At 29.4% G+C, this 22,543-nt stretch carries 22 protein-coding genes; 12 read left to right on the top strand and 10 right to left on the bottom strand.

Going from position 1 to position 22,543, the window contains the following annotated elements; genetic code table 11:
* Positions 1-20: 20 nt before the first annotated feature.
* The 4 genes from AQ1685_RS07065 (at position 21) to AQ1685_RS07050 (ending at position 2,310) form a co-directional block, all read left to right on the top strand.
* Positions 21-746, top strand: coding sequence for a hypothetical protein (locus tag AQ1685_RS07065; protein WP_095070734.1), 726 nt, complete (start codon positions 21-23; stop codon positions 744-746).
* A gap of 1 nt (position 747) precedes the next feature.
* A complete protein-coding gene (locus tag AQ1685_RS07060; RefSeq protein WP_095070732.1) occupies positions 748-1,281 on the top strand; it encodes a hypothetical protein in 534 nt (177 codons plus the stop codon).
* A 43-nt stretch (positions 1,282-1,324) separates the two neighbouring features.
* Positions 1,325-1,939 (top strand): hypothetical protein, encoded by a 615-nt coding sequence (locus AQ1685_RS07055; RefSeq protein WP_095070731.1) that lies wholly within the window; start codon positions 1,325-1,327, stop codon positions 1,937-1,939.
* A gap of 155 nt (positions 1,940-2,094) precedes the next feature.
* Complete coding sequence (locus AQ1685_RS07050) at positions 2,095-2,310, top strand: hypothetical protein (RefSeq protein ID WP_095070729.1); 216 nt, start codon at positions 2,095-2,097, stop codon at positions 2,308-2,310.
* Positions 2,311-2,362: 52 nt separating this feature from the next.
* Here the strand turns inward: AQ1685_RS07050 and AQ1685_RS07045 are convergent, their stop codons facing one another.
* The 9 genes from AQ1685_RS07045 to AQ1685_RS07005 all read right to left on the bottom strand — a co-directional run bounded on the left by AQ1685_RS07045 (position 2,363) and on the right by AQ1685_RS07005 (position 15,701).
* Positions 2,363-2,785 carry a secondary thiamine-phosphate synthase enzyme YjbQ gene (locus AQ1685_RS07045; protein WP_095070727.1) on the bottom strand — a complete coding sequence of 141 codons (423 nt, stop codon included), beginning with the start codon at positions 2,783-2,785 and terminating at the stop codon, positions 2,363-2,365.
* A gap of 11 nt (positions 2,786-2,796) precedes the next feature.
* On the bottom strand, positions 2,797-3,324 hold the full coding sequence (locus tag AQ1685_RS07040) for a hypothetical protein (protein ID WP_095070726.1): 528 nt from the start codon (positions 3,322-3,324) through the stop codon (positions 2,797-2,799).
* Positions 3,325-3,508: 184 nt separating this feature from the next.
* Positions 3,509-7,813 (bottom strand): InlB B-repeat-containing protein, encoded by a 4,305-nt coding sequence (locus tag AQ1685_RS07035; RefSeq protein ID WP_231970259.1) that lies wholly within the window; start codon positions 7,811-7,813, stop codon positions 3,509-3,511.
* Positions 7,814-7,929: 116 nt separating this feature from the next.
* On the bottom strand, positions 7,930-8,670 hold the full coding sequence (locus tag AQ1685_RS07030) for a LytR/AlgR family response regulator transcription factor (protein ID WP_095070723.1): 741 nt from the start codon (positions 8,668-8,670) through the stop codon (positions 7,930-7,932).
* A complete protein-coding gene (locus AQ1685_RS07025; protein WP_095070722.1) occupies positions 8,663-9,127 on the bottom strand; it encodes a LytS family sensor histidine kinase in 465 nt (154 codons plus the stop codon). Before AQ1685_RS07025 ends, AQ1685_RS07030 begins: the two co-directional genes overlap by 8 nt.
* The gene (locus AQ1685_RS07020) at positions 9,099-9,881 is read right to left on the bottom strand and encodes a histidine kinase (RefSeq protein WP_095070721.1); all 783 of its coding nucleotides are present in this window, start codon (positions 9,879-9,881) and stop codon (positions 9,099-9,101) included. Before AQ1685_RS07020 ends, AQ1685_RS07025 begins: the two co-directional genes overlap by 29 nt.
* A gap of 99 nt (positions 9,882-9,980) precedes the next feature.
* Positions 9,981-12,899: a sensor histidine kinase gene (locus AQ1685_RS07015; RefSeq protein ID WP_095070719.1), complete on the bottom strand. Its 2,919-nt coding sequence runs from the start codon at positions 12,897-12,899 to the stop codon at positions 9,981-9,983.
* 157 nt (positions 12,900-13,056) lie between these two features.
* Positions 13,057-14,970 (bottom strand): molecular chaperone DnaK, encoded by a 1,914-nt coding sequence (dnaK, locus tag AQ1685_RS07010; protein ID WP_095070718.1) that lies wholly within the window; start codon positions 14,968-14,970, stop codon positions 13,057-13,059.
* Between the two features lie 125 nt (positions 14,971-15,095).
* Entirely contained in the window at positions 15,096-15,701 is a 606-nt protein-coding gene (locus tag AQ1685_RS07005) for an NUDIX hydrolase (protein ID WP_231970258.1), read from the bottom strand.
* A gap of 7 nt (positions 15,702-15,708) precedes the next feature.
* On the opposite strand from AQ1685_RS07005, the gene pyrE reads away from it, so the two are divergent.
* Together pyrE and AQ1685_RS06995 are read left to right on the top strand one after the other, a co-directional pair.
* Entirely contained in the window at positions 15,709-16,350 is a 642-nt protein-coding gene (pyrE, locus tag AQ1685_RS07000; protein ID WP_095070714.1) for an orotate phosphoribosyltransferase, read from the top strand.
* 31 nt (positions 16,351-16,381) lie between these two features.
* Complete coding sequence (locus AQ1685_RS06995) at positions 16,382-16,771, top strand: orotate phosphoribosyltransferase (protein WP_095070712.1); 390 nt, start codon at positions 16,382-16,384, stop codon at positions 16,769-16,771.
* 3 nt (positions 16,772-16,774) lie between these two features.
* On the opposite strand, the gene AQ1685_RS06990 is transcribed toward AQ1685_RS06995, so the two are convergent.
* Positions 16,775-17,509 carry a biotin--[acetyl-CoA-carboxylase] ligase gene (locus AQ1685_RS06990; protein WP_095070710.1) on the bottom strand — a complete coding sequence of 245 codons (735 nt, stop codon included), beginning with the start codon at positions 17,507-17,509 and terminating at the stop codon, positions 16,775-16,777.
* Positions 17,510-17,596: 87 nt separating this feature from the next.
* Between AQ1685_RS06990 and rsfS the strand changes: the two genes are divergently transcribed.
* The 6 genes from rsfS to AQ1685_RS06960 all read left to right on the top strand — a co-directional run bounded on the left by rsfS (position 17,597) and on the right by AQ1685_RS06960 (position 22,316).
* On the top strand, positions 17,597-17,965 hold the full coding sequence (gene rsfS, locus AQ1685_RS06985) for a ribosome silencing factor (protein WP_095070708.1): 369 nt from the start codon (positions 17,597-17,599) through the stop codon (positions 17,963-17,965).
* A 24-nt stretch (positions 17,966-17,989) separates the two neighbouring features.
* Positions 17,990-19,936, top strand: coding sequence for an ATP-dependent zinc metalloprotease FtsH (ftsH, locus tag AQ1685_RS06980; protein WP_095070706.1), 1,947 nt, complete (start codon positions 17,990-17,992; stop codon positions 19,934-19,936).
* Between the two features lie 19 nt (positions 19,937-19,955).
* A complete protein-coding gene (locus AQ1685_RS06975; RefSeq protein ID WP_095070704.1) occupies positions 19,956-20,543 on the top strand; it encodes an LUD domain-containing protein in 588 nt (195 codons plus the stop codon).
* Positions 20,544-20,545: 2 nt separating this feature from the next.
* Positions 20,546-21,343 carry a phosphatidate cytidylyltransferase gene (locus AQ1685_RS06970; protein ID WP_095070701.1) on the top strand — a complete coding sequence of 266 codons (798 nt, stop codon included), beginning with the start codon at positions 20,546-20,548 and terminating at the stop codon, positions 21,341-21,343.
* Between the two features lies 1 nt (position 21,344).
* Positions 21,345-21,605, top strand: coding sequence for an acyl-CoA-binding protein (locus AQ1685_RS06965; RefSeq protein ID WP_095070699.1), 261 nt, complete (start codon positions 21,345-21,347; stop codon positions 21,603-21,605).
* 75 nt (positions 21,606-21,680) lie between these two features.
* A complete protein-coding gene (locus AQ1685_RS06960) occupies positions 21,681-22,316 on the top strand; it encodes a YceI family protein (protein ID WP_095070697.1) in 636 nt (211 codons plus the stop codon).
* The last annotated feature ends 227 nt before the right edge of the window (positions 22,317-22,543 follow it).

Raw genomic sequence — 22,543 nt, 5'->3', positions numbered from 1 at the left:
TATCAAAATAGAATTTACACATGTTTTTGAACGAACCAAAATTTAGAAAGCCTAGTGAAATAGAGCAAAAAATAATTGATATTTGTATTAGGAATACACAAAAATCATATATTCAAATATTCATCGTATTTCTAATTTTAGATATCGTTATTTGGTCTATTACCTTTATTTTCTTCTCTGAAAGTTGGTTTATGGGGATATTAATGGTTCTGATAGGAATCGTAATTAGCCTGTTCTTATTAGGAATTAAAGAAACCATAGAAGACACTAAAATAAACTGCTCTTACTTAGTTTTTTCGGATAAAGGTGAGTGGAAAATTGAGATAGAAGGTAAAACTGCTAAGTCACAGCACTACGTTTCAAAAGTGAATGATAAAAAGATAGTAATGCCAGTTCCTTATATGTCGACTCCTCCTCTATATGGGAAACCTAAGAACATTGAATACGAATTTGTCCAGCTATTTGATTCTGCTCCTATCTTTGGAAACGATTCTATTTTCATAGCTATTGATGGAAAAGGGCTAGAAAATAAACATCTAAATTATATGGTACGTTTACAACCTATAGGTGTGCTATCGATTATAACAATTTCTTGTTTTTTTGTTTTTTTGATGCTCTGTATTATTTCTAGTTTTAGCATGGATTTTGCTCTTTATGGTTGTTTAGTGTTATTACCTATAGTGATTCATACGTTTATAAAATGGAGAAATAACAAAAAGATTAAAGAGAAATTAATGAAAAAGTAAAATGAAAGATTTTTTAAAAAGAATAAAACTTATAGATAATTTACAAACAGAATTAGAAATTGAAAGAACTGATTTTGTTCATAAATTAAGGCAACATGTAGATGAAGGAAGCACAGGGGTTTTCTCTGATGCTTTCGACATTTTCTCTAAAAGTAAAAATGAATACAAAGGAAAAGTAGACATAAACGGTTTTAAAATAAAACGAAGAAAAAGATTATTTGACACAAACATAAATCTTGCTGTTGCTAGCGGGACATATAATCAGAAAGAAAATAAATTAATTATCGACACTGAAATAAATGGGTTCTCTCCTATTTTTATTCCTTTCTTTATTTTTTGTCTTTTATTTTACCCCATTTTCATTACTCTTTTTCTATTCGCAGAAAATATTGATACGGCAACTATGCTTTTTGCTATTCCTTTTATTTTACTTCATGGAACTTTTATGTTAGGAATACCTTACTTTATGATGAGAAGAAGTGTAAAAAGACTGCAACGAGAATTAGAGAGAGAGTTTTTCTATTTAACGAAATAGGAATGATTATTTAATTCTGAACAAAAAACTAAAATGAACCGCTATGAAAAAGATTATTTACATGCTTCTTATTTTAGTATTAATAAATTGCTCTACTAAAAAAGAAAGTAACTCTCTTTACTCTGATGCTTTAATTCAAAAAACATTCACTAAAAATGAGATTAAAGATTTACAAAAAATCTTAGATTTCTTCAATAGTGAAATGTGTAAATCAGTACAAGAAAATATTAATGATTGTTATTTAACTTATTGCTCTAGAATTGAAGCTGAAGTTAAAAAACACGGAATGTATAAAGCTCATATTGATTTTAAAAAACAATATGAAGTATACAAGCAAATTAATTCTAATACATTTAGAGAAATATGGTTATTTCAGCAAAGTTTACCTTTAAGAGAAAGAAAAGACACATTAAAATATTTAGGTTTTAATCATAGTGGTAAATACATTAGATTCCTAAATGAATATGGTAAAGAAAATAAAGCTGTTAAACATTATATAGCAAACTTCAATACTGCTTTAGACTTTGGGCCATCAATGATCAATCAAGTGATTATGAATTATGAAACTTTTCAAATTGAAAATATCAAATCAAAACTATTGATTGCTATCCATTATTTAACATTGAATGATCAAAATCTAAGAAAAGAAGAATATTAAATGATATATATTTTTCTCCATATCATAACTATCACGCTTATCAAACGTTTTTCTTGCTTTATCACTAAAAATAAAACACTTATCATTTTTAACTAACTAGTTCATTACTAAAGTTAATAGATTTATACTAACAATGAATTTTAAATTTAATTATTATGAAAAAATCAATTTTAAGTTTAGGAAAAACTTTAGGAAAAAGTGAACAAAAAAATGTTTTTGGAGGTAAAACTATAGTTATAACACCAAGAGGACCTGGACCTGGCGCTTTATCCAATCCTAAAAAACCAGAATGTTATTCAGATTCTGATTGTGATCAACATTATCATTGCTATGGTTCTGTTTGTCTTTTTACAGCTGAAAAAGAGTTCTAAAATACATGTATTAAAAAGAGGTATAATCAAAATTGTACCTCTTTATCATTTTTTAACTTCCAAAGAGTGTAAGTACTACATTTCTTTGACCTCCATAATTTCTATGCTCTCCTAGATATATTCCTTGCCAAGTTCCTAAATTTAACTTTCCGTTTGTAACTGGAATTTGAACTTGACATCCTAACATCGAACTTTTTATATGTGCCGGCATATCATCTGCTCCTTCGTAATCGTGTTTATAATAAGACATATTTTCTGGAATCATTTTATTGATATGCGTTTCAAAATCTATTCGAACTGTAGGATCAGCATTTTCATTAATCGTTAAGCTTGCAGATGTGTGTTTTATAAAAACTTGTAGTTGTCCTGTTTTTATTTCTCTCAACTCAGGTATTTCATTTATCACAATATCTGTTATTAAGTGATAACCTCTCTTAAAAGCAGGTAAAGTAATTTCTTTTTGATAAAATTTCATTGATTGTAAAGTTAAGATAGTTCAAGTTTAATTTCTCGAAGTGATTTATTAGAAGTTAATATTCTTCTTATGATTTTCTCTTGTAAGACTTCTACTTCTTCATCATAATATTGCATCCATTTGGTATTTTTAAATACCTCTTCTACTTCCTTTTTCTTTTTAAAAATAACAGTCAAGTCAAACAATTCTTCTTTTGAACTATTCTCTGGTTTATAAATAATTACTTTTTTAGTTTCAAAATTAACTTTTAAACTAAATAATTTTTCTTCTGAAGTTAAGCTGAAAAAATCAGTCCATTTTGCATAGCCAACATAATAATTTTGATTCTGATATTTAGGAATACCATTTAACTTCCATCGACAATTTGCGACTCTGCCCCAATGATTCGAATACCTGTAAACTCCTTGTTCCGTATACACATAAGAACTCCCAGATTTACTCTTAAAGTTAATATTTTCTTCTTGTAAAAGGTTCAGTTCTTTATATTCAAACTGACAATATGTGTGTTTAAAAAAATTAGTTTTGTTGTATTTAGACATTCTGCACATTCAATATGAGCACAAACCTAAAACATTTATTAGTATAAATAAAAAAGCCTGAAAAGTTTTGTTTTTACTTTCCAGGCATAAGCAATTTAGAATATCGAAAATATGATAAAAAACACTAATGAGTACATTATCAATATCAGTATTTCTAGTTTATATTTTTTGATTATATCCAACATTACTTTTTAATAATCCTTTTAGAAGCTACACGTCCCTCCAAATTTGTCACTTTAAGTATATAAATTCCGCTTACTAAACTAGATAGATTTATCTTTCTCTCTTTACTCTCTATTACCTTCTTCCCTACTACACTATACAATACTAGTTGTTTAATTTCATTACCAGAACTTACTTCTATATTTAATATATATGATGTTGGCACTGGATAAATTTTCACCTCTCTATCGAATTCTTCATCAACAACACTAGCTGTAACCGCACTAAACATAGCTGTAACTGTTTTATCTGCATCCATAATAATATCAACAGGATTTACTGTACTAGTTATATCTCCACTCCAACCATCGAATTTATATCCAGCATCTGGGGTAGCAGTTAATCTTAATGTTGTTCCGTCATCAACCTGCCCTGTTGTCGGCGTATTATTTATACCTCTTATTGCGAATGGATTAGATATAGTTACCGTTCCATTTGTAGCATTAACTGTTAAAGTTCGTTGAATTCTACTGAATATTGCTGTTATTGTTTTGTCAGCATCCATAGTAATGCTTAAAGGATTGGTTGTTCCAGTTGCATCTCCACTCCATCCGTCAAATTGATATCCTGCTGCTGGTGTAGCTGTTAATTCAACTGAAGTCCCATCGTCATAAGTTCCTCCTGTAGCATTTGGATTTGTGCTAACTGATCCGTTAGCCGAATTGATTGTTAAAGTGCGTTGAACTTGTGTTACAGCATTTGATTCATAAGCACCTATATCTACTGTAGAGTCAAATATTCTTGAGTTACCTAATAAATCTGCTGTAACATTTGACGGTACTGCAGAATTTAATCCTCCATTAATAGCTAGTGAACTTGATTGTAATGTAAAATCGTTATTCGAATCTGTAAATAAAGGGTCTACATTAGAAGTACTTATTAAACTACTTGAAGCTATGTTTGAAAAACCATCTTCATCTATACTATTTGAAATTGTCAGTCCTGAGGGTAATGCTGTATCTGTTCTTTTCCCAAATGCTTTTGTAGTATTACCGTTCCTATCAACATTACCCCAAAAAATATTATTAGCGATACTTACTGTACCGAAAGTACCTGATTGTTGGCTTAATCCAAAAGTTGCAAAATCTGAAACTCCTGTACCTTCATTTTTATTGTTTACAAAAGTATTATTTACAATAACTGGATTGATAACACTTCCTGTGTTAAAAGATCTAACCCAAACAGCACTCAATCCGTGCCCTTTTGCAGCTCCATTGTCTACTGTGCGATTATTACTAAATAAAGAATTGGTTAAAGTAAAATTCATTGTAGTTTTTGCTTCTGGAAATACATAAATACCAGCCGCAACATTTGAGCTCAAATTATTCTCAAAAATACAAGCATCTATAATATAATTTATAGTATTACTAGACTGTGCTCTTAAATTTAATGCTCCTAACACACTTATGTTATTTATAATGCGTGAATTTTTCATTGTGAAATTATTTACACTATTATTCACACCTAATGCAGAACCAAACCTATTATTTCCTGTTCCAATAGCATTACCTCCAGAAATTGTAACTCCATCAATATCAACACCATCTGAAGTTACATTTATAACTCGCAAACTATTATCTGAACGCGTTGTATTATTAAAACTTATTACACTATTATCATTCCCAGCTAAATCACCACTTAAGACGGTAGCATTTGTCGTATGAATTAATGACATATCTCTATCTGCTAATAGGGTTTCGTTTCCTGAAAAACCTCCAAAGATTTTAATATTTTCCTTATCTAAAAGGAATGGGGTTAATCTACTGGATGTGTGAGGTGTATAAGTTCCTTTTGCGATCCAAATTTCCTTTACACGGTTCGGCAGGTTATCTAAAGCATCCTGTATTTTAGTATATGCATCTTGCCAAGAAGAACCATCATTCGCTCCTGTAGCATTTTCATCCACATATACTTTATCAATTATCTTAAACTTAAAATTAGCTATAACTGTTTTATCAGAATTCATAGTTACAGTTATTGGATTAGTTGATCCACTTACATCTCCACTCCAACTATCAAATTCATATCCTTTATTCGGAATTGCATTTATAGTTGCTGAAGTACCATCTACGAATGCACTACCACTAACTGGATTTACACTCCCCTCATTACCATTAACTTGGGTTGTTAAAAATTTTAAATTAACGCTAGATGAACCAAACTCATATGTACCAATATCAACTGAAGTATTGTGTATTCTATTGTTTCCTGATAAATCTGTTGTTGAATTAGATGGGATTAATGAATTATTTCCTGCATCAATAAAATCAGTATCTGTAGCATTAAGTGTAAAGTCATTATTAGTAAAATCATTAAATAAAACACTTTTACTAGAATCTAAATTGTTGTTTTCAGAAAAATTAGATGCATCTACAATATGAGAAAATTCTGAAGTTAAGCTATTTCCTGAAAAACCTCCACTTGCTGTTTCATCTACTTTTGTATAACTTAAACTTAAAGAACTTATTCTATCTGCAGTTCCATTATTTCCTGCTATTGAATAAAAAAATTTTGCAGGAGTCGCATTTACATTTTGTGTAATAATTGTATTATTAATTGCTACATTAAAAATATATTGAGGGTTACTAGCTTTAAAAACACGAATAGGAGTTGCTGTATTTAAATTATTATTTACTGCTTCTGTATTCTTAGTTAATGTACAATTATTAATATTTAGATTAAATGTTTTATTCCCAGTTGGACCACTACAATTTGCTAAAATAGTTCCACCGAAACCTTGGCGTGAATCAAGATCCTTTGCAGTATTATTATAAAATAACGAATTTGTAATATCAGCATCTAAAGTAGAATCTCCACCTGTCAAATTTAAAGATATCGCAGAACCAAATCGGCTTACATTACCAGAAAACTTACAATTTGAAACTATAAACTGATTATTTACTGAATTTGAAGCAAAGTTTGCGTAAACAGTACCATGTACCCTAGCTAAGTTATTCAAAAACTTACAATTTCTTATTACCAAAGAAGTAACATCATCTGCTTTATGAATTGCAGCTCCCCTGTTAAATTCATTTGTATCATTTTGTACATTTGAATATGCATGACCTCCTGTAAAAGTTATTCCATCTACGATACAATTCGCATTTAATCTTAAAATATTGTAGGTATTTTCATTTCTAAAGGAATCGTTATGCTCTGATACCTCATTATCATTATTATTTCGATCACCTGTAAAGGTTGTGACATTCGCATTGAAATCTCGTTGATTTAAAGTAGTTTCAGTGCCATTAAAACCTCCATATATTCTCGCGTCAGCTGAAAAAGTAAAAGGTGCTTGAGTACCTCCAACTACATATCTACCTTTAGCTATCCAAACTTCATCGTTTGGTACTGTAAAATTTGCAGCGTCATACATGCTTCTGTATGCGTTTTGCCAAGAAGTACCATCATTAGTTCCTGAAGCAGAAACATCTACATAAACTCTCCTTGCTGATCTATAAAAAAAGACTGATTTAGGTAAATCAATAAAAGGATCTATATTTTTGTTATCATTTGTTGTTTCTACATAATATTCTATACTATCTAGAATATCACTATACCTGTCATTTATTGGCTTTGAAAATGATTGATTATTTCCTATAACTAACTCTGAAGTATCATCAATAAAAACTCCCATTGGCTTAGCTAAGACTGTACTAAAATTTTCTATGTTTAAAACTTGATGTACTACGTTATCAACATATATTCTAATTATGTTTGATGCTTTATTTGTATTTGTATCTCGACTGTATTGTACCTGAATTCCTATTCTATGCCAATTCCCATCACTAATAACCTTAGGATGTGTTCCGTTACGATCTCTATAGGCTCCATCTCTAAAAATTCTAGTTTCTAGTACTACTTTACCATTTTGTAAAGAAACTTCAAATCCATTGTTATTTGATGATGTTGATTTTTGTGATAAAATAACTCTTTTATTACTATCATTTGTAGACGTTTTAACATTAAAGAATAAAAACTGTCTATAAAATTCATTTAAGGAAGACTTTCCTATAGATAAATTCAAAGGTGAATTACTTACTACTGGACCCGTAATAACATTCGCATTATTTGATAAATCAATTGCAGAATTTACATTATTGTCTGCATCAGTCACAGTAATTAATGAAGAAGATGAACCAAAATTAGATTTTGTAATAGATGAACCTGTATCTAACAAACTTCCATTTGTAAAATCCCATTTATGCAAAGGTGTTTGCCCATGTAAATGGGAAAAAAACAAACTTGCTATTATAAAAACTATCAATCGTATTTTTTTAAGCATAACTTTTATGATTATATAATTATGACACAAAAAAACACTCCTAATTTTACACCGTCAGCATTTTATTTCCGAATGAATATATATTATTTCCTAAATACTTATGAAGTAAATGAAGTTTCGAAAGATTCTTTATAGCCTTTGCTAACTGGTATTAGCTTTTCGTTAGTTAACTTTAGCTGACGCTCTCTTTTAGAGTAAATTAGAATATGATTTGTATTGACCATCCACGATCTATGAACTCTTACAAAAGCTTCTTCCTCTTGAAATAAATTCTCATAATAATTCAATTTTTTTGACGCTACATACGTTCTATTTTTAATAGTATGTATAATTGCATACATTCTGTCTGCTTGTATACAAATAATATCTTCAATAGCGATAATGGCATAATCATTCTTATAAGGAATTGCTATTTTTTGAAGACTCTTTCTATTTTCCTGAAGTATTTTTATTCTTGAATCCTTTGTATTCTGTTCTATACGAAATATCGCTTTTTTAACTGCGTTTTGAAGTAAAGATATATCTATTGGTTTTAATAAATAATCTATAGCTGCAACTTGAAAAGCCTTAATCGCATAATGATCGTAAGCAGTAACAAATATGACTTGAAAATCTATCTTATCGAATTCATTAAAAATTTGAAAACCATTCTTCTCAGGCATTTCAATATCTAGAAAAACTAAATCTGGTTTTTCTTTTTCTATTAAACGTACTGCATCATCTATATTTGAAGCTTCTGATACCACTGTTACCTCACTGCAAAAATCATGTAATAAATATCGTAAATTTTCTCTAGCATTTAACTCATCATCTACTAATATTGCCTTTACTTTATTCATGATCTATTATGTAAGGTATTTTTATTTTTACTTTAGTTCCTTCGTTTACTTTTTCATAGTGAAAACCGATATCAGTTTTATAATAATCTTTTAACAATAGCAACCTATCTTGTATTAAATTTGTGGATAATGAAACCTTTGCTACTTTGTTTTGTTCATTAATTTTTCTTGAAGCCATAATTCCTATTCCGTTATCTATTATCACACATTCTAAGACTTCTTTGATCAAGAAATGTAAAGTTAGTTTTTTCACTCCGTTTTTTTTGTGAAGTAAACCATGTTTAATTGCATTCTCTACAAATGGTTGAATAATCATGGAAGGTATTTTTATAGCCTCTTTTTCATTTTCTATGATAATCTTATATTCAAAATTACCTCTAAATCTTAATTCCTCTAGCTCTAAATACTTTTCTAATAATAATAATTCTTCATGAAAAGAAACAAAACTTTTTTTCACTCATATTTAAGTTCTCTCTAATCAAAGAAGCAAATTTTGTTAAATAATCATATGCTTTATGTTTATCTCCTTTTAAAATCAAATTTTGAATAGAGTTCATCGCATTAAACATAAAATGTGGGTTCATCTGTGCTTTTAGCGATTTTAATTGTAAATGTGCTAACTCGTTCTTTCTTTTCTCCTCTAACTCTAAATATGCTTGTTCTAGCTTCTTTTCATTAGATTGATTTAAATTTTTAAAAAAATTTACAACTAAAAATAATAACACAAAAAGAAATATCTTTTCTTCAGGCACAAAATTATCTATGTTCCTCTTATTAGTAATGTAATAGGGTATAAAAAACAAGAAAACCGAACTTATTAAAACGGTATAATGAATCCACTTTTTATCAAAAAAAAATAAAGCTAAAATTGGTAGGGCTAAATAATTGTACTCTGTATTTTCATATTCAAACAAGTAATGAGTTAATCCATACACAGAAACTGTGAATGAAAGCATAAATACTACTCTTGCAGCTACATAAAACTTTAACTTTTGAAGTGTAATTACAAAAATAAATAACAATAAATAAAAAAAATAATTGATTATTATTTTTTCATCGAGTGTATGCTCTATATATCGCTTTAAAGTAAAAAATAAAATATCTAAAACAACCATTAAACTACAGAAGTTTAAAGTAGTAACTCGTTTTGAGTCTAATCTATTTAAACTTGTATCTTGGTTATAAATATATTTTTTAAGGGTTTTTATCATTGGTAACCACAATTACCAATAAAATGGAGTAGAAATTTAAGAAAAACTTCCATCCGGTTAAAAAAAATTTCCGAACGTACTTTTTTATAAATTTAAAACCTAAAGTAAATATGGAATTTTAATAATTACTGTAGTACCTATCTCTACCTCTGGATACTCAACTCCTATATCTGTTTTATAATAGTCTCTTAAAAACGATAATCTTTCTTGAATTGATTTTGTTGAGAACGATTTCCTTTTTATGTTGTTGACTTCTTTAATTTCTTTAGATCTCTCTATACCAATTCCATTATCTATAATTTTGCTAACCAAAACACCTTCTTCAAGAGAAAATTCAATTCTAATTTTTTTAACACCTGATTTTTTATGTAGCAATCCATGTTTAATTGCATTTTCAACATAAGGTTGTATGATCATAGTTGGAATTTTAATTTCTTCTACATTTTCTCCAACAATTATATGGTATACAAAACTATCTTTAAAACGTAATTTTTCTAGCTCTAAATATCTATTGATTAGTGATAATTCTTGTTCAAAAACAACAAAATCCTGTGTGCTCAAATGTAGATTTTCACGGATTAAAGTTGAAAATTTAGTTAAGTAATTATAGGCTTCTTGCTTGTCGTTTTTTAAAATTAAATTTTGAATAGAATTTAACGCATTAAATGTAAAATGGGGATTCATCTGAGACCTTAAAGTTTCTAGTTTTGTAGAAACTAATTCTTTTTGTAGTCTTTCTTTTTCTAATGCTACTTCTTGTTTTCGTTTTATATTTTCTAGTCTTTTATAAAAACGATACCACAATATTGAAACAAACAATACAAATATTGAGAATATAAACCACCATTCTTTATAAAACGGTAATGCTATTGTAAATCGTACCGTTTTTAAAAACTCATGATTAGTATCATCTAAAGCTGTGGCTTTTAAATCAAAAATATAACTTCCTGGAGCAAGATTATTAAATGTTACTTGACTTATATTTTTATCTAATATATTCCACTTATTTTCTTCTTTTCCTTTTGATAATTTATATGCGTATTGAACATTTTCCTGAGATAAAAAACCATTATTATGAAAATTAAATTCTAGCTTATTTTCATTATGATTAAACTTATAATGTTTTTTGAGTTTTACAATAGTATCATTCACTAAAACTTTCGTGAAATAAAAACTTAAATTTTCTTTTTCCTTAAAAACTTTCTCTTTGTCTACTTGAAAAACTCCTCTGTTAGAACTGAAAAATAATTTGTTTTTAAAAGGAATGATCCCAGATATGTTGTAAGTGTTAATTCCGTCTTGACGAGTTAAGTTTTTAAACTTTTTAGTTTTTGTATTAAACACTTGAATACCATTATTAGTAGCAATCCATAAATTATCTCCATCTCCTTCAACCTTACTTGTTAAATTTGATAATAGTCCATTATTAGTATTGTAGTTGATATAAATGCTGTCGCCTCTTACACCAAAAATGCCTTTTTTGAAAGTCGATAACCATACGGTTCCGTCTTTTGTTTCTGTTATATCCGTAGTAAATATTTCTTTGCTTTCATTTAAAATCTTTATTTCATTTAGATTTTCATCGTAAGCTCGTATACCATCAACATAACCTATATATCTTCTTTCATTAAAAGAACTATAATGCGCTGTGTAAGAACGTTTATTACCTAATTGAATTACTTTGTTCTTTGGATGATTAAAAGATACTTCCAGTGCTGAATTATAGCAAGCTAACAATAACTTATTCTCTGCTACAACTGAGAAATCTTTGACTCCTGGAAAAAGTTTACTTGAAATATTTTCATGAGTAAAATCCTTTAGATCTAGTAATAATGTAAAGCCTTTCAAGGATATAACAGCTTTATCTTTGTTGACTGGTGTTATAGCAAAAACTTTTTCTTTCTTGTTATGTTCTAATCGAATTCTTTCAGATGTATTGGTATCAAAAACCTCTAATGTTCCTTCGGAAGTTCCAAAAATAATCTTATCCTTTGCTATTTTACTTATAGCAGTTACATTAATGTTATTTGCATCTATTTTAAACTCCTTTAAGTGAATATTCGGAATAATGTAAATCCCGTTATTTAATGTGGTAAACCAGTAGTTATTATTTTTGTCTTTAATGATTTTACTGATTTTCTCTCCTTTAAAAAAGTGATCTCTAATCGTGAATTTATAATTATCATAACTACATACAAATACACCATTCTCAGTAGCGAACCATATTAAATTTTCATATCTATAATAGTTAATTAACGGAATATCCGTCATGGTATTAGGCAATTGTATTTGGATAAGATTATCTTTCTTTTCCTCTACCATTGTATTTCCTTTTATCTTACCTCTTTTAGATATATCCTCTCGGGCCAAGAATATCCTTTTGTCTTTAAAAGAAAATAATTTCCAGCTTACATTGTAAAGATCAGTATGTAAGTTTTTATAGACTTGATTTAAAGCAAATGATTCTCCTGTTGTTGTTACATATTTTTTATTTTCTATAGTATAAAAAAGACTGTCATTAGCAATAAAAGTAAATATCGTTTTATCATTATCTCTTATCCGCTTTATCTGCTTTTTACTTTTAAGGTCTACGATCATAACCTCTCTAAAATGATGAATTACAAGATTCTCTTTGTAAAAATAAAAACTCGTCAATTCATTTTTTAGCTGATCTTTAATATCAATAAACAATTGTAGTGTATCATTTTCAATATAAAAAAACTGTCCAGAAATATTATTACACCACACTCTTCCTTCCTTATCTAATTTCAAACCAAACACGGAAAGCCCTCTCTTATCTGGATGCGAGTAATTTTTAAACTCTTTACCATCATACCGAAATAAACCTTTATCAGCAGCCAGCCATATAAATCCTTTACGATCTTCTAAAACATCATAAAATTCTACATCCGGAAGTCCGTCTTTTTCTGAAAGTTTCGTGAATACTGGGTGTTGAGCCTGTATCGCCGTAGAAATATTAATAAGAAACAAGAGTAATATCTTCCTTAAAATATGCATTAAATCATTTTCTATTCATCACAAAGTAAGAAAACTGAAGTCAATAAAAAAATTTGTTGGCGTGATGAACTTCCTAATCAACCTAAAACTCTTCCAGAAAAACAAAAACCAGCTTTACAAAAGTAAAACTGGTTTTAATATGATATGAAATGGTGAATTACTTCACTTCTTCGAAGTCTACGTCTTCAACATTATCGTTTGCATCACCTGCTTGACCTGCTCCTGCATCTGCACCTGGTTGTGGTCCACCTGCAGCACCTCCAGCTTGTTGCTGTGCAGCATACATTTCTTCAGAAGCAACTTTCCAAGCTTCATTGATTTTCTCCATTGCAGCGTCAATTTGAGCTAAATCTTTGCTTTCGTGTGCTTTCTTCAACTCTTCTAAAGCAGACTCGATTGGAGCTTTTTTATCAGCTGATAATTTATCTCCAAATTCTTTTAATTGCTTTTCAGTTTGGAAGATCATTGAATCAGCTCCGTTGATCTTATCAATACTTTCTTTAGCTTTTGCATCTGCTTCAGCATTAGCTTCAGCATCAGCTTTCATCTTTTGGATTTCTTCATCAGTTAATCCTGAAGAAGCTTCAATACGAATATTTTGCTCTTTATTAGTTCCTTTATCTTTTGCAGAAACATTAATAATACCATTCGCATCGATATCGAAAGTCACCTCAATTTGAGGAACTCCTCTTTGTGCTGGTGGAATACCATCTAAATGGAAACGACCAATAGTTTTGTTATCTGCAGCCATTGCTCTCTCTCCTTGTAATACATGGATCTCAACAGATGGTTGGTTATCTGCTGCTGTAGAGAATACTTGTGACTTCTTAGTTGGTATTGTTGTATTCGCCTCAATTAACTTGGTAAATACATTACCCATAGTCTCAATTCCTAAAGATAAAGGTGTAACATCTAATAATAATACATCTTTAACGTCTCCTGTTAAAACTCCACCTTGAATTGCAGCTCCTAAAGAAACTACTTCGTCTGGATTTACTCCTTTACTTGGTGCTTTTCCGAAGAATTTTTCAACAGCTTCTTGAATTGCAGGAATACGAGTTGAACCACCAACTAAAATAACTTCATCAATATCAGAAGTACTTAAATCTGCATTCTTTAATGCTGTTTGACATGGTTCAATAGTTCTTTTTACTAAATCGTCGATTAACTGCTCAAATTTAGCTCTACTTAATGTTCTAACTAAGTGTTTTGGTCCACTAGCTGTAGCTGTGATATATGGTAAGTTAATCTCTGTAGAAGTTGTACTAGATAATTCAATCTTAGCTTTCTCTGCAGCTTCCTTTAAACGTTGTAACGCCATAGGATCTTTACGTAAATCCATATTCTCTTCAGCGTTAAACTCATCTGCTAACCAGTTGATAATTTTTTCATCAACATCGTCACCTCCTAAGTGTGTATCTCCATCAGTAGCTAATACCTCAAATACTCCGTCTCCTAATTCTAAAATAGAAACGTCATGCGTACCTCCACCAAAATCAAATACTACTATTTTCTTGTCAGAATCAGCTTTATCTAATCCGTAAGCTAATGCAGCTGCCGTAGGTTCATTGATAATACGACGAACTTTTAATCCTGCAATTTCTCCTGCTTCTTTTGTCGCTTGACGCTGAGCATCGTTAAAATATGCTGGTACAGTAATAACTGCTTCGGCTACATCTTGACCTAAGTAGTCTTCAGCAGTTTTTTTCATTTTTTGTAACACCATTGCAGAAATTTCTTGCGGTGTATACAAACGATCGTCAATCTTTACACGAGGTGTATCGTTATCTCCTTTAACTACATCATAAGGTACTCTTTCTGCCTCTCGTAAACTTTCAGAATATTTATTCCCCATAAAACGCTTAATTGAATAAACTGTTTTTGTTGGGTTAGTTACTGCCTGACGTTTTGCTGGGTCTCCAACTTTACGTTCTCCTCCTTCTACGAAAGCAACAACAGAAGGTGTAGTTCTTTTCCCTTCTGAGTTAGGAATTACTACTGGCTCATTTCCTTCCATTACAGAAACGCATGAGTTGGTAGTACCTAAATCTATTCCTATAATTTTACTCATAACTTTATAATCGATTTTATTTTTAATCTAAATTTTACGAGTAGAAATAGTCAAAGGTTATGCCATTAGAAAAAATGAAATATTTTGACAGAAATACATCAAAATTAGTGACAGTGTGTCAGAAATCACTCTTTTAATTTATAATATTCTTTTAAAACACTTCTAACATTGGCATACGTATTTTGTAAAGCTGTTGATACTTGTATTGGATTTTTAAACTGTACTCTTTTAATACCTTCTTCAGATAATGGGGTTAATTTTCCCGAGTAATCTGTATACATTAAATACCAATAAATCTTTTTCAATCGTAATTTTCTCTCGTGATAGTAGAAATGGTATGTATTAAGTAAAAACTTTTTTATTGACACGCCACTAATACCACACTCTTCTTCAACTTCTCTTATTGCAGTTTCTTCTATATTTTCGTTTTGATGAATTCTACCTTTTGGTAAATCCCATTTTCTTGCTCTGAAAATAAAAAGAAGTTCTTTCTTTTGATTGCAAACTAGTCCTCCACCAGCCTTAATCATATTGTAGTCTTCGCAAAAAGATTGCCAATCTAACTCTAAAGTTTTTGAATAAAGATATACCCCCTTTAATTTACCTGTTTTTACCTGATTTATAATACGGCGTATTACAATATCTTTAATTTTTAACACAGGATAATTTTCTTCATTTTTTAATGAAGAAGTGAATATTATAGGTCGATCATTCACAAAAACTTTATACATTTGCGCTATGATTTTAAACAAAGATACTGCAAAAAAAACTGCTGAACTTCTTTTGCAGATTAAAGCCATCAAACTAAGTCCAAATGAGCCTTTTACATGGGCTTCTGGTTGGAAATCTCCAATTTATTGTGATAATAGAGTAACACTCTCTTATCCACCAGTAAGAAACTTCTTAAAGGAAAAAATAGCGAAATTAATTGAAGAGAAATATGGAAAACCAGATGTAATCGCAGGTGTTGCTACAGGTGCCATTGCAATTGGAGTATTAGTTGCACAGGAATTAGGTCTTCCTTTTGTTTATGTGAGACCAGAACCCAAAAAACATGGCCGTAAAAATCAAATTGAAGGTTTTTTAGAAAGCGGACAAAATGTTGTTGTTGTTGAAGATCTTATAAGTACAGGAAAAAGTAGTTTAAACGCAATTAAAGCTTTAAAGGAAGCTAATGCTACAGTTAAAGGTATGGTTGCTATTTTTTCTTACGGATTTTCTATCGCAGAAGAAACATTCAATGAATATAATTTAGACTTTTCTACGCTTAGTAATTATGAAAATTTACTAGAACAAGCTTTAGAAAGTAATTATATTACTCAAAAAGAATTACAAACCCTAGGAAATTGGAGATTGAATCCAAGTGAATGGGAACAATAATTATATATTGATCATTTAAATCTACCATAAAATGAATATTGAAGGAAATAACGTTAGTGTAAATAAATCTCAAAAAGATTTATACGAGTTTTTAGTTCAGTTAGAAAACTTTAAAGTATTGATGCCAGAAAATACTGAAAAGTTTGAAGTAGACGGAGAATCTTTTATTTTTGGTTTAAAAGGTATGCCAGAAATTAGATTGATAATGAAAGAAAAAACTGAATATTCAAATGTTACTCTAGGTGCAGCGAGTAGTAAATTACCTTTTACTTTAGCAGCAGACATTCAAGAAGTATCAGATAATCAAAGTAATGTTCAGCTAAAGTTTGAAAGTAGCTTCAATCCAATGATGGCTATGATGGTAAAAAAGCCTTTAACAAACTTTATTAATACACTTACTGAAAATTTAGGTAAATTATAATTATTAAATGAATAAAACTTCTTTAAGATGAAATGACCTTATAGTTTCATCTGCAAGTTCTATTAATAATTTTCCATTAGAAGTATCTACTTTTAATATTTTACCCATAAAAACAACACCTTTATCATCTTTAAACATGCTAGGGGTGTTTTTTTTATGTAAAACTTTGTGATATTCATCATTCAGAACATCATATTTACCTGTTGACAATAAAAAAACTTTCTCTTCAATTTTTTTTACAATTTCAAACAAAACATCTTCTACTTGAACAGTTTTTCCAGTAATATTTTTAATTGAATCTGCATTAGGTATTTCTGGTGGAAAATTTTGTTGATTGATATTAATTCCAAAACCAACTATAGAAGCATCAATTTTATTCCCTTTCAAGATATTTTCAATTAAAATACCACAAACCTTCTTTTTTCCTGACAGAATGTCGTTAGGCCATTTTATTTCTAAATCTGGCAGTTCAAAATGACTTAAACCTTCATGAATGGCTATTGCTATCGCAAAATTTAAATACACTTGTTTATGAATTGGATAGTCTGAAAGTGTGATATATATACTACTTAATAGATTTTTATTCGGTTCAGAAATCCATTTTGTATTCATTTGCCCTCGACCAGAAGTTTGCTTGTCGGTAACAACAACAGTAAAGTTTGATAGTTGAGAATTTACTGACAATTCTTTCAAAAAAGAGTTGGTAGATTCGGTGGCATCAAGTTTGATTATATTCATACACGATTAATAATAATGAACTCGTGTCAATATTACGTAAATTACTCACAAAAAAGTAATAACTTTGCTAAAACATAAAAATATTTAATGACAAAAACTCAAGCAAGTACAGACGATTTAATCGCTACAATAATCAAAGGGATAGACGATGTTAAGGGAGAAGATATTCAGTTACTAGACTTAAGAGATATCGAGAATACAGTATGTGATTATTTTGTAATTTGCACAGGAAATTCTAATACTCAAGTAAATGCTATATCAGGTTCGGTACAAAAAGTAGTTAGTAAAGAACTCAAAGATAAACCTTTTAATGTTGAAGGTCAAGGAAACTCAGAATGGGTTTTAATGGATTATGTAAATGTTGTTGTTCATATTTTCCAAAAACACGTTAGAGATTATTACGACATAGAAAGTCTTTGGGGAGATGCTAAAATTACCGAGATTAACCCCGCATAATTCTATAATTTTTCACCAACACTTATGAGCGAAAAGAAAAAAAACACTTCAAACTTTAATCTAGGATCAAACTGGATTTATATAATACTAATTTTATTTTTAGTAGGAATGACCCTTTTTGGTAGATCTAGTGGATTTACAGAAGGAAAAGATTTATCTTCAATAGCTTTCAATGAAATTTTAAATGACAATGACATTGATAAAGTTCTTATTTTAAACAATTCAAGAGCTGAAATTTATATCAAAGAAGATGCAATAAAAGCCAAGGAAAAATACACTAAAATTGTAAAAAATCCTTTTTACAGAAAAGGTAGCCCACTTTACGAATATAATTTTGGTGATCTTCAGAATTTTGAAAATAAAATAGAGAAAGCTAGAGAAAAATATAATTTGTCTTTAGATTATCAATACAAAGAAAGAACTAGTATTTTAGATACTATACTAGGCTTTTTACCTTTCATACTACTTATTGCTATTTGGTTGTTCTTTATGAGAAGAATGTCTGGTGGTGGAAGTGGCGCTGGAGGTGGCGGACAAATTTTCAATATCGGAAAATCTAGAGCTAAATTATTTGACGAAAACACCAAAGTAAAAACTACATTTAAAAATGTAGCTGGTTTAGAAGGAGCCAAAGAAGAAGTACAAGAAATTGTAGACTTTTTAAAGAATCCTGATAAATACACAAAATTAGGAGGTAAAATACCTAAAGGAGCTTTATTAGTAGGACCTCCTGGAACAGGTAAAACTTTATTAGCTAAAGCTGTAGCTGGTGAAGCTGGTGTGCCTTTTTTCTCACTTTCAGGTTCTGATTTTGTTGAAATGTTTGTTGGTGTTGGAGCTTCACGTGTTCGTGATCTATTCAAACAAGCAAAACAAAAATCACCTTCAATAATATTTATTGACGAAATAGATGCTATTGGACGTGCTCGTGGTAAAAATAGTATGACAGGTAGTAATGATGAACGTGAAAATACGCTTAACCAATTATTAACTGAAATGGATGGTTTTGGTACAGATACAAACGTTATAGTTTTAGCTGCTACAAACCGTGCAGAAATTCTTGATAAGGCCTTAATGCGTGCTGGTCGTTTTGACCGTCAAATTTATGTTGATTTACCTGATTTACATGAGCGTAAAGAAATTTTTGATGTACACATTAAACCATTAAAGCTTGCAGAGGACGTAAAGTTAGACTTCTTAGCGCAACAGACTCCTGGTTTTTCTGGTGCTGATATTGCTAATTTATGTAACGAAGCGGCTTTAATTGCTGCTCGAAATGATAAATCTGCTATTCATCATCAAGACTTTATGGATGCTGTAGATAGAATTGTTGGTGGTTTAGAAAAGAAAAATAAAGTAATAACTCCTAAAGAAAAGAAAGTTATTGCTTACCACGAAGCTGGTCATGCAACTGTAAGTTGGATGTTGAAATATGCAGCACCATTAGTAAAAGTTACTATTGTTCCTAGAGGACAATCATTAGGTGCGGCTTGGTATTTACCAGAAGAACGTAAAATAGTACAAACAGAGCAAATGCTCGATGAAATGTGTGCTACAATGGGTGGTAGAGCTGCTGAAAAGCTAATTTTTGATAAAATATCTACTGGTGCTTTGAGTGATTTAGAAAAAGTTACGAAGCAAGCACGCGCAATGGTTACTGTTTATGGTTTGAACGATGAAGTTGGTAATGTTACTTACTATGATTCTTCTGGAAATGATTCATTTGTAAAGCCATATAGTGAGGAAACAGCTAAAACAATTGACAAAGAGATTTCAAAAATTATTGAAGGACAATATCAAAGAGCAATTGAAATCTTAGATTTACACAAAGATAAATTAGATATTTTAGCACAGAAACTTCTAGAAAAAGAAGTAATTTTTAAAGATGATTTAGTAGAAATTTTCGGTAAGAGACCTTTTGAAAAAGATGAAAAAATATCTGATGAATTAAATTCTATTACTGAAGAATAGCATAAATAGTAACTTTTAAATGAATTTTTTAAGAAAGTTATTTAATATAAATAAAGAGTCGTCTAACGATAAATTGGTAAAAAAACAACCTGTCAATTTATCTTTGGACGATTCTTTTGTACATTATTTTATAAACAAAGGAGGTAAGTTTTTATACAGTACCAAAATAGAAGAAGTCGTACATAACCTTAATCACATTATTGTAGAAAATGGATGGAACGAAATTTCTTGTAATGATATTGATTTATTAAAACTAACCACAACTATACCAGTTACAATTAAAGAAAAACTAAACAACACTACTCCTATTTTTACTAGTTGTGAGCATTTAATTGCGAATTCTGGAGAAATATTATTTTCGTCAAATCAAATAGGAAGTCAAAAACTAGCCAGTCTTTCTAATGACTTTATTGTATATGCTACAACAAGTCAATTAGTAAAAAATATTGGAGAAGGTTTAACTGGTATCAAAATGAATTTTAAAGGAAATATTCCAACAAATATAAGTTCTATTAAAAATTATTCAATTTCTGAAACGAACGATAATATCTTAGAATTTAATCAAAATTCTAAAAATTTATATTTGCTGTTATTTGAAGATCTGTAATTATGAGTAATTTTTTAACAAGAATTATTTCAGCTATTATTTATGCTGCGCTGTTTATATTTTGTATAGTTTATTCTAAAGAAAGTTACATTTCTCTTATAGCGCTTTTTGGATGTATATGTATTTGGGAATTTTCCAAGATCATTAATACGCGATCTATTTTATCATTTATCCCAATACTTTTAGGAAGTATTTATCTAAAATATACTGAAATATTACCAAGTAATTTAAACTTTATTCTTTTAATAACAGCTACAGTTTATTCTTTATATCTTATTGTAAATTTATATGATAAAAAAGTAAGAAGTAGAGGATTGTTAAATAGGTTATTTTTAACTTTAAATTACTTGATTGTTCCTTTTTTATTCTTGGCATTTTTACCTTTTGTAACTGAAATATATCAACCTCAATTAATTGTATTTGTTATTTTGATTATTTGGACAAATGACAGCTTTGCATACATTGTTGGAAAAAACTTTGGAAAACGAAAACTATTTGAAAGAATATCTCCAAAAAAAACCATAGAAGGTTTTTTTGGTGGATTTATTTTTTCACTGTGTATAGGAATATTAATTGGGAGGTACACACAACTTTTGAGTTTAGGAAACTGGTTAGTTATAGCCACTTTAGTTTCTGTTTTTGGAACTTATGGAGATTTAGTAGAAAGTAAATTTAAACGATTAGCAAATGTTAAAGATAGTGGTACTATAATGCCAGGACACGGAGGTTTGTTAGATCGATTAGACAGCTTGTTTTTCCTAGCTCCATTCGTATATTTGTATATACATTACTGCATATAATATGAGTTCTAACTTAGACGAGCTTTTTTCTGAAGCATTTTCTAGAGCAAATGATACTAAAAAAAAATTTGCTCCAGATGTACAGTTACGTTTATACGCATATTATAAACAAGCAACTAAAGGCGATAATTTTTCTTTCAATAACGAGGAGGATAATTTAAAGAATGCTTTTAAGTTTAATGCTTGGATACAATTAAAAGGTATGAATGCAGATGAAGCTAAAAAAAATTATATTGAATTGGTAAATTCAATTTTAAAATAGATTATCATTATTCAAGAAAAATGAATAACAAAATAATTAGTATTAATTTAACTGTCAATCTAAAATAAATCCAAAATGAACAAATTCCTAACTATTGTAAGTATCGTAGCTTTATCGTTACAATTTACAGCATGTAAATCGGAAACAAAAAAAGAGGAGAAAAAAGAGCCAGAAGTTACAGCTCCTGTTGAAAAAACAGCTCCTTTTGCAATTAAAAATGCGACAAATAATATCAACTTTACCGCATACAAAACAACTGACAAAGTTCCTGTAAATGGTATTTTTAAAAGCATTGAAATTACTAGCGGAGGAGAAGGAAATTCTATAAAAGAAGCTATGAATGGTGCAGAATTTAAAATTCCAGTGAGTAGTTTAGAAACTAAAGACAACGGAAGAAACTTAAAAATTAGAAAGTTTTTCTTTTCTGTAATGGCGAATACAGTAGATTTAACAGGAAAAATTACTATTGATAACGATAGTTTAGGTACTGCTGAATTTACAATGAATAGCGTTACTGAAAAGCTTCCTTTTAAATACACAATTAAAGACAAAGTATTCTCTATGAGTACTACAATGGATATAGATAAATGGAATGCACAAAGTGCTATTGCTTCATTAAACAAAGTTTGTGAAGATTTACACAAAGGAGCTGATGGAGTTTCTAAAACATGGAGTGAAGTAGCAATTAATGTAACATCTACTTTTAATTAATCACTCTAAAACAAATCCAAAAAATTATTAAAAGACCGAAGTATTGAATAATACTTCGGTCTTTTTTATTTTTCAAAACAAAAATACAAAAAACTATAAATCAACACTTTGTATTTTTAAACACCTATTCTGAACAATCCTCCAAAAAAACATAAAACCTTAAAAAACAGCACATTAAACTAAACCACTCCTTTTTTCGAATTTAATTCATTTGAGATTCTTCTTAC

The sequence above is a fragment of the Tenacibaculum jejuense genome (assembly GCF_900198195.1).
Classification (GTDB): Bacteria; Bacteroidota; Bacteroidia; order Flavobacteriales; family Flavobacteriaceae; genus Polaribacter; species Polaribacter jejuensis.
This window is presented reverse-complemented; position numbering and strand designations above follow the sequence as displayed.